13 protein-coding genes are annotated in these 13,220 nt (G+C 71.3%); all 13 read left to right on the top strand.

What is annotated here, in order from left to right; translation table 11 throughout:
- The coding region (locus tag JMV16_RS12740; protein ID WP_201494658.1) for a PKD domain-containing protein at positions 1 to 1,175 on the top strand (1,175 nt) is incomplete at its 5' end.
- Positions 1,176 to 1,201: 26 nt separating this feature from the next.
- Positions 1,202 to 1,528: a hypothetical protein gene (locus tag JMV16_RS12735; protein WP_201494657.1), complete on the top strand. Its 327-nt coding sequence runs from the start codon at positions 1,202 to 1,204 to the stop codon at positions 1,526 to 1,528.
- Between the two features lie 73 nt (positions 1,529 to 1,601).
- Positions 1,602 to 2,144, top strand: coding sequence for a hypothetical protein (locus JMV16_RS12730; RefSeq protein ID WP_201494656.1), 543 nt, complete (start codon positions 1,602 to 1,604; stop codon positions 2,142 to 2,144).
- Positions 2,145 to 2,229: 85 nt separating this feature from the next.
- Positions 2,230 to 3,861, top strand: coding sequence for a di-heme oxidoredictase family protein (locus tag JMV16_RS12725; protein ID WP_201494655.1), 1,632 nt, complete (start codon positions 2,230 to 2,232; stop codon positions 3,859 to 3,861).
- 27 nt (positions 3,862 to 3,888) lie between these two features.
- Positions 3,889 to 5,082 (top strand): type II secretion system F family protein, encoded by a 1,194-nt coding sequence (locus tag JMV16_RS12720; RefSeq protein WP_201494654.1) that lies wholly within the window; start codon positions 3,889 to 3,891, stop codon positions 5,080 to 5,082.
- Positions 5,082 to 6,836, top strand: coding sequence for a GspE/PulE family protein (locus JMV16_RS12715; RefSeq protein ID WP_236580497.1), 1,755 nt, complete (start codon positions 5,082 to 5,084; stop codon positions 6,834 to 6,836). The genes JMV16_RS12720 and JMV16_RS12715 overlap by 1 nt, the downstream gene beginning before the upstream one ends.
- On the top strand, positions 6,823 to 8,223 hold the full coding sequence (locus tag JMV16_RS12710; protein ID WP_201494653.1) for a hypothetical protein: 1,401 nt from the start codon (positions 6,823 to 6,825) through the stop codon (positions 8,221 to 8,223). Before JMV16_RS12715 ends, JMV16_RS12710 begins: the two co-directional genes overlap by 14 nt.
- Positions 8,211 to 8,846: a hypothetical protein gene (locus tag JMV16_RS12705; protein WP_201494652.1), complete on the top strand. Its 636-nt coding sequence runs from the start codon at positions 8,211 to 8,213 to the stop codon at positions 8,844 to 8,846. The genes JMV16_RS12710 and JMV16_RS12705 overlap by 13 nt, the downstream gene beginning before the upstream one ends.
- Positions 8,843 to 9,379: a hypothetical protein gene (locus JMV16_RS12700; protein WP_201494651.1), complete on the top strand. Its 537-nt coding sequence runs from the start codon at positions 8,843 to 8,845 to the stop codon at positions 9,377 to 9,379. Before JMV16_RS12705 ends, JMV16_RS12700 begins: the two co-directional genes overlap by 4 nt.
- Entirely contained in the window at positions 9,376 to 11,763 is a 2,388-nt protein-coding gene (locus tag JMV16_RS12695; RefSeq protein WP_201494650.1) for a general secretion pathway protein GspD, read from the top strand. The genes JMV16_RS12700 and JMV16_RS12695 overlap by 4 nt, the downstream gene beginning before the upstream one ends.
- Complete coding sequence (locus JMV16_RS12690; RefSeq protein ID WP_236580496.1) at positions 11,760 to 12,257, top strand: type II secretion system protein; 498 nt, start codon at positions 11,760 to 11,762, stop codon at positions 12,255 to 12,257. The genes JMV16_RS12695 and JMV16_RS12690 overlap by 4 nt, the downstream gene beginning before the upstream one ends.
- The gene (locus JMV16_RS12685; RefSeq protein ID WP_201494649.1) at positions 12,257 to 12,643 is read left to right on the top strand and encodes a type II secretion system protein; all 387 of its coding nucleotides are present in this window, start codon (positions 12,257 to 12,259) and stop codon (positions 12,641 to 12,643) included. The genes JMV16_RS12690 and JMV16_RS12685 overlap by 1 nt, the downstream gene beginning before the upstream one ends.
- A gap of 1 nt (position 12,644) precedes the next feature.
- Positions 12,645 to 13,184, top strand: a complete 540-nt coding sequence (locus JMV16_RS12680; protein WP_201494648.1) for a type II secretion system protein — start codon at positions 12,645 to 12,647, stop codon at positions 13,182 to 13,184.
- Positions 13,185 to 13,220: the final 36 nt, after the last annotated feature.

Raw genomic sequence — 13,220 nt, 5'->3', positions numbered from 1 at the left:
ACGACCACGACCTGGCCAGCTTCGTGGCCATAGGCAGCGCGACGGTCAGCGAAGACGGCTCGAGCATCACCAGCGACCTGGGCGCCGGCGTCATCAAGGCCGGCTGGCACTGCGGGGGCAATCCCAACACCACCGGCAGCGCCGGCACCTGCCCCACTTGCAAGAAGTGCCAGGGGGCCAGCTGCGTACCGGTTGCCGGCACGCCAGCTTGTGATGACAAGGACGGCTGTACCGCCAATGACCGTTGCCAGAACGGCGCATGCAAAGGCGACCCGATACGCCTCAACTCCGTCGAAGCCGGTGTGAGCGGCGAAAGGCGGGTGTCTGCCAAGTCAGCATCCGGAAAGATCGACGAGTGCCCGTTGCCGCGCAATCCGTCGTTCTCGTTCTCGGCCGCGACGCAGCAGGAAAACTGCGTGCCGCGTTACAACTGGACTTTTGGCGACGGTACCTCGTCGACGGTACAGAATCCGACTCACGAGTTCCGCGCTGTCGGCACCTACCAGGTCTCACTCGTGGTGCAGTGCGAGGGCTGTGCCATTCAGCAGAAATCCGACAGCGTCTCGATACAGGTCGAGGAAGGCCGCACCTACAGCAGCATCGAGGCCGACTACAGAACCATGGCCACCAATGCGCGTTTCATCGGTTGGGATGTCGCTGCGGGCAATCTCGAACACTTCCTTGGTGCCAGCGGGAACCCGTTGGTCCTGAATTCGGGCTGGCTTCTGGGCTATGGCGCCATTACCGACGCAGTGGCCGTGAACCAGGGACGGTTCATCGACAACAACTTGGCTCCGACAATTGCCGGCCTCGCTCCTGGGCAGTCCGTGCAAGTCGTCGATCATTGGGACCGGCAGATATCGACCAATCCCTTTAGCGGCGAAATCTTCTACGCCAGCGGCAGCAGCACACTCACTTCGACCGGAACCTTTACCATCTCGAAGGCTGCCGACGGTACGGTGACCGTCACGGGAACCGTCGTCCACGACTGGCGCGATCCCTACGACTGGCATGACGGCCTCACGGCCCCGATACCAGGATTTGGCAATGTTCCGGACGCCGATGCAAACTGTCTGGTCGCGGCAGGTCGGGCGAAAACCTTCAACATGACATCTTCGTGGCAGCAGCGCGTCAACAGCGCGCCCGGGGGCGGAGGCTACACATGGTCCAACTAGCACGTCGACAAATCTTGGTGGGCCTGATGTGCCTGCTGACCTCGTTGTCGGGCGGTTGCGCGCCCTCGAACTATCCGCAATGCACCACAGGAGAGTTCGTGCCGCTCCGATTCGTAAACGCTGACCTTTCTTCGGCAACCGTTGTCTACATCGCCGACGAGCAGTTGCCGCAGGGCGAGGCCTTGGCCCGTTACCTCTTCGTGCTGCAGCGTTATCGCGTCGAAACACGTACTGCCGGTGCCGTGGTAAGTCTGCCATGCTTGGTCTGGCGCGATGGGGACCTGATGCACAACTACACCAAGAAGTCGCGTGACCAAGTTTGGCTTCAGGCGAACGGGTACAAGTTGAATTGATGGCTACGAAGACTTCGGCGCTGGTCACCTTTGTGTGGTCGGAAGTGTGCGGCCGGAAAGAAGGCGAACTGCCGTGAAGCGTTGCCGTCATTTCCTGCTGTGCGCGCTGGCCCTGTCGGCGCTGCCCTGCCAGGCCCAGCCGGCTGCCGAATTGCGCCTCGTCGATGGCCTGCCCGTCGATGTCGCCGAAGCCGAATTCACCAAGGCGCGTCCCGAGGCCAAGGTGCTCGCGCGGGTCAAGGGCAACCAAGCGGCCGCGCGCTACTTTCTCTACCAGACCCGCGGCGTGGCGCTGCTCGGCCGCCCGGTGGCCACGGTCGGTCGCGGCTTCGAGGGCGGTCGAGGTTGCGCCGTCGGGGTGAGCATGGGCGAGTTCACCGCCATAGAGGCCAAGGCCTTGCTGGGCGAATTCGGCAAGCGCTTTCGCGGCCTGGCCTCGCAGCGTGCCGATTCCCGCGGCAACCACTGGTCGTACTTCGACGCCGACGAATGGTTCGGCGCCGCGATGGTGGCGCCGGCCTCCGAATTGGGCCGCCAGGGCGTGACGCTGAGTTGGTCTTCGAAGAAGTGCGACGAGGCGCTGGCCGCCAGCCGCTGGCAGACCCGCCCGCGCTGAGGTCGAGCAGGAAGCGGGTAGGGCGCCGTCGGCCGACGGGTGCGGTGCGGTCACCGGCATGGAAGATTTTTGAGGGGCAAACGGCATGGTCAGCATTCTTGGCAGGCTTGGACGCAGGGCGCTGCGCGCGACGCTGGTGGCCGCTGCGTTGCTGGCGGCGCTGCCCTGGGCGCAGGCCCAGATCGACGCCTCGGCGCCGCGCTCCCACATCGGCCGAGAATTCGGCCTGCCCCGGCATCTGCAGGACGACCAGGAATTCGTCATTCCGCTGCCTCAGCTGCTGGCCCACGGCAAGCGCGTCTTCACCGCCAACTGGACGGCCGAGGAGGGCGGTGGCCGCCCGCTCACCAAGGGCAATGGTCGGCAGCTGTCCGACCCCAAGTCGCCGCTGACCGGCTCGCGCGGTTTCAACCGCATTTCCGGCCCTGACGCCAATTCCTGCGCCGGCTGTCACAACCAGCCGGGCGGCTTGGTCGGCGGCAGCGGGGACTTTGTCACCAATGTCTTCGTGCTCGGCCAGCGCTTCGATTTCGCCACCTTCGATCAGAAGGACCGCCTGCCCACGCGCGGCGCGGTCGACGAGGCCGGCAAGCCCGTGACCCTGGCCAGCGTGGGCAATTCGCGCCACACGCCGGGCATGTCGGGCGGCGGCTACATCGAGATGCTGGCGCGCGAGATGACGCGCGACCTGCAGCGCATCCGCGACGGCATGCGGCGCGGTGAGTCGCGCATCCTCATCAGCAAGGGCGTCGAGTTCGGCCGCCTGACGCGGCGCGACAACGGCCTGTGGGACGTGAGCGAGGTCAAGGGCCTGCCGCGGCAGAGCCTGATCACGGCCACGCCACTCGATCCGCCCACCCTGGTGCTGCGGCCCTGGCACCAGGCCGGCAATGCGGTGTCGCTGCGCGAGTTCACCAATACCTCGTTCAACCACCATCACGGCATCCAGACCATCGAACGCTTCGGCGCCAACCAGGATCCGGATGGCGACGGCTACGTCAACGAGCTGACGCGCGCCGACGTCACCGCCGTCACCGTCTTCCAGGCCGCGATGGCCGTGCCCGGCCAGGTGGTGCCCAACCAGCCCGAGGTCGAGCGTGCCGTGCTGCGCGGCCAGCGCCTGTTTGCCGAATGGGGCTGCAGCGGCTGCCATGTGCCGGCGCTGCCCTTGTCGCGCCAGGGCTGGACCTACAGCGAGCCCGGGCCCTACAACCCGCCCGGCAACCTGCACATGGGCGACGCGCCGCTGTTCAGCCTCGACCTCAGCGACCCCGCGTTGCCGCTGCCCCGCCTGGCGCCGGCCCAGCCCCGAGACGAGGTGCTGTGGGTACCGGCCTACACCGACATGAAGCTGCACGATGTGTCGGATGCGGCCGATGAGATGCCGCAGGAGGCGCTGGACATGAACTGGCCGGTGTGGGCGCCCAAGTTCAGCGGCGGCAACAGGCGCTTCATGACGCGCCGGCTCTGGGGCGTGGCCAACAGCGGGCCGTATTTCCACCACGGCCTTTTCACCACCATGCGCCAGGCGGTGCTGGGCCACGGCGGCGAAGCGGCGGACTCGCGCAAGGCCTTCCAGGCCGCGGCCGCGACTGACCAGGATGCGATGATCGAGTTTCTGAAGTCCCTGCAGGTGCTGCCGCCCGGCACGCCCGATCTTGTCGTCGATGAGCATTTCAAGCCCAAGCGCTGGACCCTCCAGGCCGCAGCCCCCTGAGGCCGGCTGCGGCGGCGCCGCACGGGCATGACTGCGCAGACCGCCTTCCGGCTGCGCGTCGTCGATGGCGGCGGCGTGCGCCAGGTCGTTGACCTCGCCGCGGCCGATGCCGCCGGCGCGGTGCGGCGCGCGGCCCAGCTGGGCCTGGTGGTGCTGGCCATCGAGCCGGCCACCGCGCCAGCCGCAAAGGCCGGGCCGGGCGGCAGCTTCTCGCTGCTGCTCTTCAATCAGGAGCTGCTGTCGCTGCTGGAGGCCGGGCTCAACCTCACCGAGGCCCTGGCCACGCTGCTGGCCAAGGAAAAGCAGGACGGCGCGCGCCGCCTGCTGCAGGCCCTGGCCGACGAGCTGTCGCGCGGGCGCAATTTCTCCGACGCCCTCGCCGGCCACGCCGAGCACTTTCCGCCGGTATTCGTGGCCATCGTGCGCGCGGCCGAGCGCACCGGCGACCTGCCGCGTGCGCTGTCGCGCTTCATCGCCTACCAGTTGCAGTTCGACCGCGTGCGCAAGAAGCTGGTCACGGCCTGCCTCTACCCGGCCCTGCTGCTGGCCGTGGGCGGCGCGGTGACGCTCTTCCTGCTGGCCTATGTGGTGCCGCGCTTTGCCAGCGTCTACGCCTCGGCCGGGCGCGAAATGCCGGCGCTGTCGGCCGGCCTGCTGCGCCTGGGCAGCTTCATCCAGGGCCATGCCTTGCTGCTGCTGGCGGCCGTGCTGCTGGCCGCCGCGCTGGCCGGCTGGCTGCTGCGGCGCGCGGGCTGGGGCGGGGCGCTCGGCCTGCTGCTGCGCCTGCCGGGTGTGGCGCCGCGTGCCGCACAGTTCCGGCTGGCGCGCTTTTACCGCGCCGTGGGCCTGCTGGTCTCGGCCGGCGTCGCGTTGCCGCGTGCGCTGGGCATGGTTGACGGCCTGCTCGCGCCGGCCGAGCGCCAGCGCCTGCTGCGCGCCCGCGCCCTCGTCGACCAAGGCCAGCCGCTGACGCAGGCGCTGGCCGCGCACGGGCTGGCCAGCGAGGTGGCAGCCTCGCTGCTGACGGTGGGCGAGCGCTCGGGCCAGTTGGCCGAGATGCTGGAACGCACGGCGCGCTTCCACGATGAAGACCTCGAGCGCTGGCTGGACTGGGCGACGCGGCTGATCGAGCCGGCACTGATGGCGCTGATCGGCGTCGTCGTCGGCGGCGTCGTGCTGCTGCTCTACCTGCCCATCTTCGAGCTGGCCGGGGGCTTGTGATGGCGCGCGTGTGGGTGGACGAGCCGCCGGCCATCTCGACGGCCAGCATGGCGGCGATCACGCCGGTCATCACGCCGGCCCAGGTGGCGCAGGCCCGCGCCGAGGCGGCGCGCGGCGGCCAGCCGCTTGTGGCCTGCCTCCAGGCGCTGTGCGAGTGGCACCAGCCGGCTTTCATGCAGGCCCTGGGCGAGCTGATGGGCTACCCGGTGCTGGAGATGGCGGCGCTGCTGCCGCTGCAGGCCCGCTTCGATCTCGTCGACTTCGGCGAATGCAGCCAGCACGGCCTGCTGGTATGCGGCCAGCCCAGCCCGCTGGCGGCCGCAGCAGACGACGGCGGCGTGCTGCTGGTGCTGGGAGACCCCTTCGACGGCGCCATCGAGAACTGGGCCCGTCAGCGCCTGGCCGGCCGCGGCGTGCTGCGGTTTGAAACGGCGTTGGCCCATCCGCTGGATCTGCAGGCCAGCCTGGCCCGGCTGGAACGACAGCTGCGCGCGATGGACGGCATCGTGCAGGTCGAGCATGACCCGGGTGATGCCGACCTCGCCGCGGTGATCTCGCTCACCAGCATAGGCCGCGACGACAGCGCGGTGATCAAGCTCGTCAACTCCACCCTCTACGACGCGCTCAAGATCGGCGCCAGCGACATCCACCTCGAATGCGACGCCGGCTGCCTGCATGTGCAGTACCGCGTCGACGGCGTGCTGATGCCGGTGACCACGGTGGCGGGGCAGGAGATGGCCGAGCAGATCGTCTCGCGCATCAAGGTCATGGCCGAGCTCGACATTGCCGAGCGCCGCGTGCCCCAGGACGGCCGCTTCAAGGTGCGCGTGAACCAGCGCGACATCGATTTCCGCGTCTCGGTGATGCCCAATATCTTCGGCGAGGACGCGGTGCTGCGCCTGCTCGACCGCCAGGCACTGACCGAGCGCGCCAGCGCGCTGCGCCTGGACAACCTGGGCCTGGATGCCGAGGCCATGGCGCAGATCAGGCGGTTGTCGAACAAGCCGCACGGCATGCTGCTGGTGACCGGGCCTACCGGCTCGGGCAAGACCACCACGCTGTACGCCACCATCAGCGAGATCCACAGCGGCCGCGACAAGATCGTCACCATCGAAGACCCGGTCGAATACCGGCTGCAGCGTGTGGTGCAGATACCCGTCAACGAAAAGAAGGGCCTCACCTTCGCGCGGGGCCTGCGTTCCATCCTGCGCCATGACCCCGACAAGATCATGGTGGGCGAGATCCGCGACAGCGAGACGGCCCAGATCGCGGTGCAGGCCGCGCTCACCGGCCATCTGGTCTACACCACGGTACACGCCAACAACGTCTTCGACGTGCTCGGCCGCTTCCTGCACATGGCGGTGGACGCCTACAGCCTGGCTGCTGCGCTCAACGGCATCGTCGCCCAGCGCCTGCTGCGCCTGAACTGCCCGCACTGCGCCGTGCCGGTGGTGCCCGACGCCGCCGCGCTGCAAGACCTGGGGCTGGACGCCGCGGCCGTGGCGGGCTGGACCTTCAAGGCCGGCAGCGGCTGCGGCCACTGCCGCGGCACCGGCTACAAGGGCCGCAAGGCCGTGGCCGAGGTGCTGACGGTGAACGACACGCTGCGCGAGCTGATGGCGCGCCCGGCCCCGGTGGCCCAGTTGCGCGAGCACGCCCGCCTGGCCGGCATGGTGCCGGTGCGCGAATCGGCACTGGCCTGCGTGGCGCGCGGCGAAACCACGCTGGAAGAGGTGCAGCGTGTCGTCGGCTAGGCGCGATGGCTTGCTGCTGGTGCTGCGTGCCGACGCGGCCGATGCCTGCTGGTCGCCCACGGGCGGCGCGGCGGAGGCCGATTGGCGGTCGCTGCACCTGCCGCTGGCCGCGGGTGGCAGCCTGGCCGAGATCAAACACGCGTTGCTGGACCCGCGCCGCGGCCCCGGTGCGGCACCGCGGCGCCGGCTCACGGTACTGCTGGCCAGCCCCTGGGGCGCGGCGGTGGCGCTGCCCTGGTCCGACGAATGGCTGGACGCCGACAGTGCGCGCCGCCAGGCCCGCGCCGAGCTGCAGGCGCGCGGCTTTGCCGCCGAAGCCGACGACGCCTATGCGCTCGACCAACGGCCGCCGCTGGGCCAGCCGCGCACGCTGTCGTGGGCGCCGCGCGCCCTGATGGCCGAACTGGAGGCCCTGGCCCAGAGCCTGGGGGCCGAGCTCGCCTCGGTGCAGTCCCTGGCCGTCGTCGCCGCGCGCTGGCTGCAGCGGCGCGAACGGCGCGCGCCAGCGGGCACGGTATCCGGCCTCATCGATGCGGGCGGCTTGCAATTGCTGGCGGGTGCGGGCGCGAGGGGTCTGGGCGAAGCGTTGGCCGAGGCCGCCGCTGGCCCTGCTCTGGCGCAGCGCGCTGCCACGCTGTGGCGGCGTGCGCGCGTGCGCTTTCCGGTGCTGGCGGCGGCGGCTGGTCTGCGCTTGCTGGCGCTGGACGAGGCGCCACCGTCGGCCGAGTCGACCGCGGTCGACGGCGTCGAATTCCTGCCCTGGCCCGTCGGCGCCGCCTCGCGCAGCGCGCTTGATCGCGCCCTGTGGCACGAGGCGCTGTCCGCGCCCGGCCTCGAACTGCGGCCGGCGGCAGCTGGCTCCGGTGCCGGTCAGCGTTCGGCCGCTGCGGCCTGGACGCTGGTGGCGCTGGCAGGCCTGGGTGCGGCAGCGGCCCTGGCCTGGTCGGCGCTGGCGCAGCAGGACCAGACGCGGCAACTGCTGCAGATGGCGCATCAGGCCGACACCGCCGCCGCGCCGCCACTTGCCCAGCCGCCCAGCGCCGCCGAGGCGGCCGAGTTGCGCGCCGTCGACGCCGCGGTGCGCCAGCTCAATCTGCAGCTGCCGGCCCTGCTGCGCAGCCTGCGGCCGCCGCGCGACATAGTCGTCACACTGCTGGCGCTGGACCTGGTCGGCCGCGAGACGGCCGCACCGGCCGGCGCTGCCGAGGCCGGCGCCGTCAAGCTGGTGGCCCAGGCCGGCAGCAGCCAGGACATGACGCGCTATCTGGGCTATCTGGCTGGCCGCCGCGGCGTCGCCTCGGCCCAGCTGCTGCGCCACGAGATCGAGGCCGCGCCGGCGGGCGCCGGCTTCTACCGCTTCGAGGTCGACCTGCAATGGCAGCGCTGAACCCGGCCCTGGCGCTGTCCCGCCTGCGCTGGCGCCTGCGGCGCTGGCTGGGCCTGCCCGCCTTCGGGCCGCTGGCCTTGCTGGCCGCGCTGGTTCTGTTGGGGCTGGCCGCGCTGGCCTGGCAGCAGGCCGCGGTGCGGCTCGAAGCAGCCCGCACCGCCCAGGCCGAGGCCCAGGCGCGACGGCAGCCGGCCGCGCCCGCCGCTGATGCCGGCCGCCAGGGCGCCAAGGCCTTTGTCGACAGCCTGCCGCCGCTGGACGAGCTGCCTGCCGTGCTGCAAGCCCTGCTCGACCTGGCCGACCAGCAGGGCCTGCGCCTGGTGCGTGGCAGCTACCGGCTGCAGCCCGAACCGGCGGCGCGCTTCGGCCGTTACCGCATGAACCTGCCGCTGCGTGGCGACGCGGTGCGCGTGCAGCGCTTCGTCGAGTTGGCCCTGTTGGCCCAGCCCGCGCTGGCGGTCGAAAGCATCCAGTTCAAGCGCCTCGAGGAGACCGGCCAGGTCATCGAGGCCCAGGTGCAGTGGGTGCTCTTCGTGCGTGGCGTGCGGCCCGAGGCCCTGCCGCCGGTCGCCGCCGAAGCGGCTGCCGACATCGCCACGCCGGCATCCGGAGGCCGCCTGTGAAGCCGCGCCGCCCGCTGCTCTGGGGTGGCCTGCTGGCCGGTGCCGCGGCCTTGCTGGTCCTGGCGCCGCCCGAGGACGGCGATGGGGGCGTGGCGGCCCAACTCACTGCGACGGACCCGGCCGCTGCGGGCCCGGCCCGCAAGACCGTGCGCCGCAGCGCCGGCGAATGGCCATCCGCGCGCCCTTCCCGCAGCGTGCGCTTGGCCGAGGCCGACGAGCCCGATCCGCGGCTGTGGTTTGGCGCCCGCGTCGCACCACCGCCGCCAAGGCCGGCACCCGCGCCGCCGCCCGTCATCCAGGCGCCGCCGGCCGCGCCCGCGGCGCCGCCGCTGCCCTACCGCCTGCTCGGCCGCTATGCCCAGGGGCCGCGCGAGGGCGTGGTGCTGCAAGGCCCCGACGGCGTGCTGATCGCCCACGCCGGCGACGCGCTGGGCGAGGACTACCGCGTCGAGACGCTGGCCGGCAATCTGCTGGTCATCCGCCACCTGCCGCTCAACCAAACGTTCACCATGGACATCGGCATCGCAAGATGAGCCTGCTTCAGACCCCCCTCCTACGCGGCCTGGCGGGCCTGCTGCTTGGCGCGGCCCTGCTCGCCGGCTGCGCCAGCCAGAAGCTCTTCGACGAGGGCAGGGCGCAGTTGCGCAGCGGCCAGGTCGACGCCGGCCTGGCCAAGCTCGAAGAGGCCGTGCGGCTCGAGCCCGGCAATGCCGAGTACCGCATCGCCCTGGCGGTCGAGCGGGCCTCGGCGCTGCAGCGCCTCTTCAACCAGGCCGAGGCGGCGCGCCGCGACGGGCGGCGGGCCGATGCCGAGCGCGGTTACCGGGAGGTGCTGCGGCTGGAACCCCAGCATGCGATGGCTCAGCAGGCGCTGGCCGCGATGGCCCAGGAAGACCGCCACCAGGCCCTGGTGGCGCAGGCCGAGGCCGCCTGGCGCGAGGGCGGGGCGGCCCAGGCCGGCGCGGCGCTGGAGCGGCTGCGCAGCGTGTTGGCCGCCGATCCGCGCCACAAGGCGGCGCTCAAGCTCAAGGAGCAGATCGACGATGCGCGCACGCGCGAACAGGCCGGCCCCACGGCGCTGGCCGAGAGCTTTCGCCGCCCCATCACGCTGCAGTTCAACGATGCGCCGCTGCGCCAGATCTTCGACGCCATCTCGCGCATCTCGGGCCTGAACTTCTATTTCGACAAGGACGTGCGTGCCGATGCCCGCGGCACCATCCTGGCCCGCAGCACCACGGTGGAAGACGCGGTGCGCCTGCTGCTGCTGACCAACCAGCTCGACCAGAAGGTGCTGGACGACAGCAGCGTGCTCGTCTACCCGAACACGGCGCAGAAGCAGAAGGACTACCAGACCCTGGTGGTACGCAGCTTCTTCCTGGCCAACGCCGACGTGAAGGCGGTTTCCAATGCCATCAAGGCCATCGTCAAGACCAAGGACCTGGTGGTCGACGAGCGCCTGGGCACCATCCTCATGCGCGACACCGCCGACGCCGTGCGCGTGGCCGAGCGCATCGTCGCGCTGCAGGACCTGGGCGACCCCGAGGTCATGCTGGAGGTGGAGGTGCTGGAGATCAAGCGCTCCAAGCTGCAGGAGCTGGGCCTGCAGTGGCCGGGCCAGCTGACGCTGTCGCCCCTGCCCGGCAGCGGCGACGCGACGACGCTGAACGACGTGCTCAATCTGCGCTCGACCACGGTGCGCGCCAATCTGTCCAGTGCCATCGTCAACCTCAACCAGCAGGACCAGAACGCCAACATCCTGACCAACCCGCGCATCCGCGTGCGCAACAAGGAAAAGGCCAAGGTGCTGATCGGCGACCGCATTCCGGTGATCACCACCACCACCTCGGGCACGGCCAGCTTTCTCAGCGAATCGGTGACTTACGTCGATGTCGGCCTCAAGCTCGAGGTCGAGCCCACCGTCTATCTCGACGACGAGGTCGCCATCAAGATGAGCCTCGAGGTTTCGAGCCTGGTGCGCGAGGTGCTCAGCAAGAACGGCACGCTGACCTACCAGATCGGCACCCGCGGCGCCAACACCGTGCTGCGCCTGAAGGACGGCGAGACCCAGGTGCTGGCCGGCCTCATCAGCGACGAGGCGCGCGCCGCCGGCAACCGCATCCCCGGCCTCGGCCAGCTGCCCATGCTGGGGCGGCTGTTCGGCAGCCAGAAGGACGACGACCAGCGCAGCGAGCTGTTGCTCTCGATCACGCCGCGTGTGCTGCGTTCGCTGACGCGGCCGGCGCTGGCTGCCGCCGAGTTCGAATCGGGCACCGAGAGCGCGGTCGGCGTGGCCGCGCCGCGGTTGCGGCGGGCCGAGGGCTTGGCGGCGCCGGCGGCCGGGCCGACTGCCGGCGGTGCTGCGCCACTTGCAGCGCCGGCAATCGCAACGCGCCCAATGGCCCCCACTGCTTCTACGGCGCCGCCGCCTGCATCCACTGCGCGCCCCGGCGCCGCCAGCGCCGGCTTCGCCTCGCTGGCGCCGGTGGCGGCGGCGCGGCTGTACTGGCAGGGCCCGGCCCAGGTGCAGGCCGGCCAGGAGTTCAGCGTCATCGTGCGCGGCAGCGGGGTCGGCCACTGGCAGCGGGTGATGCTGGACCTGGGCTACGACGCCCAGGCGCTGCAGCTGCTGGACGTGCGCGCCGGCGCCCTCTTCAGTCCGCCCGATGGCAACGGCAGCCTGCTGCGCCAGCCCGACGCCGGTGACGGCCGCCTGCGCGTCACCCTGGCCCTGCCGCCCGCCGCCGAAGGCGCGCCGCCGCCGCGGCCGGTGGCCGGTGTCGCAAGCGATGTGCTGATCCTGCAGTTCAAGGCCTTGCGCGCGGCGCAGGCGGCGCTGTCCATCAGTGCGGCCGATGCCTTGCCGGCCACGCCCGAGCTGGCGCTGCCGCCGCCTCACGGCCTGCGCCTGCTGCCATGAGGCCGCGTATGGCGCAGGCGACAAGGCCGCAGCGCGGCTTTACCTTCATCGAGCTGATGATGACGCTGGCGCTGCTGGGCGTGCTGGCCACGGTGGCCATGCCGCTGGCCCAGCTGATGCACCAGCGCCGCCAGGAACAGGCCCTGGCCGAGGCGCTGCGCGAGATCCGCCAGGCCATCGACGCCTACCGCCGCGCGGCCGACCAGGGGCGCATCGCCATCAAGGCCGGCGACTCCGGCTTTCCGCCTTCGCTGGAGGCCCTGGTCGAGGGCGTGCCCGACCAGCGCAGCGCAGCCCGCCAGAACCTCTATTTCCTGCGCCGCCTGCCGCGCGACCCCCTGGCCGCCGACCCCACGGTGGCGCCGGCCGAGACCTGGGCCCGGCGCAGTTCAGAGTCCCCGCCCGACGCGCCGCGCGAGGGCCGCGACGTCTTCGACGTGATGAGCCGCGCCACCGGCACCGGGCTCAACGGCATCCCCTACCGCGAATGGTGATGCAAGCGCCTGCAGCGCCGCGCCGGCGCGGCTTCACGCTCATCGAGCTGCTGGTGGTGCTGGCCATCATTGCGCTGCTGGGCGCCATCGCCATGCCGCGCTATTTCGGCTCGCTGCAGCAGGCGCGCGACCAGGCGCTGCAGGAGAACCTGCGCGTGCTGCGCATCAGCCTCGACCGCTACCGCGGCGACAAGGGCCGCTTTCCGCCCGAGCTGCAGGAGCTGGTGAGCGCCAAGTACCTGCGCGCCGTGCCGCTCGATCCCATCACCGAAAGCAGCGCCACCTGGGTGCTGGTGCCCGGCGAGGGCGACGACAGCGGCGTGGCTGATGTGCGCAGCGGCGCGCCGGGCAGCGGGCGCGACGGCCGCGCCTATTCGGAGTATTGACGTGCGCCCGCGCGGCGCCCCGGGGCCGCGCCGGCACATGGCCGGCCATGCCTTTCTCTTCACGCTGCTGCTGGTGGGGCTGATGGGCGTGGGCCTGCTGGTGGCCAGCGAGGTCGATTCGACGATCACGCGGCGCGAGCGCGAGCAGGCCCTGCTGCAGATCGGCCGCGAGTTCCGCGAGGCGCTGGCGCGCTACACCGCGGCGCGCGGCAGCGTCGCCGCCGGCCAGTATCCGCAGCGGCTGGAAGACCTGCTGCTCGACCCGCGCCACACGAGCCCGGTGCGCCATCTGCGCCGCCTGTATGCCGATCCGCTGAGCGGCAAGGCCGAGTGGGGCCTGGTGCGCGACGGCGGGCGCATCGTGGGCGTGCATTCGCTGTCGGCGCTGGAGCCGCTCAAGCAGGACGATTTCGACCCCGACGAGGCCGGCTTCAAGGGCGCGCGGCGCTACCGCGAATGGGTCTTCATGCACCCGGCGACGCGGGTGCCGCCGGCGGCGCAGGCGGCCTCGGCGCCGCTGGCGGGAGCGTCGCGGCCCTGAACGTCACATCCCTGCGTGCATCAGCAGGCGCCGGGC

The sequence above is a fragment of the Rubrivivax sp. A210 genome (genome assembly GCF_904426505.1).
GTDB lineage: Bacteria > Pseudomonadota > Gammaproteobacteria > Burkholderiales > Burkholderiaceae_C > Rubrivivax.
The sequence above is the reverse complement of the archived record's forward strand: the minus strand, read 5'-3'. Positions and strand labels throughout refer to the sequence as shown.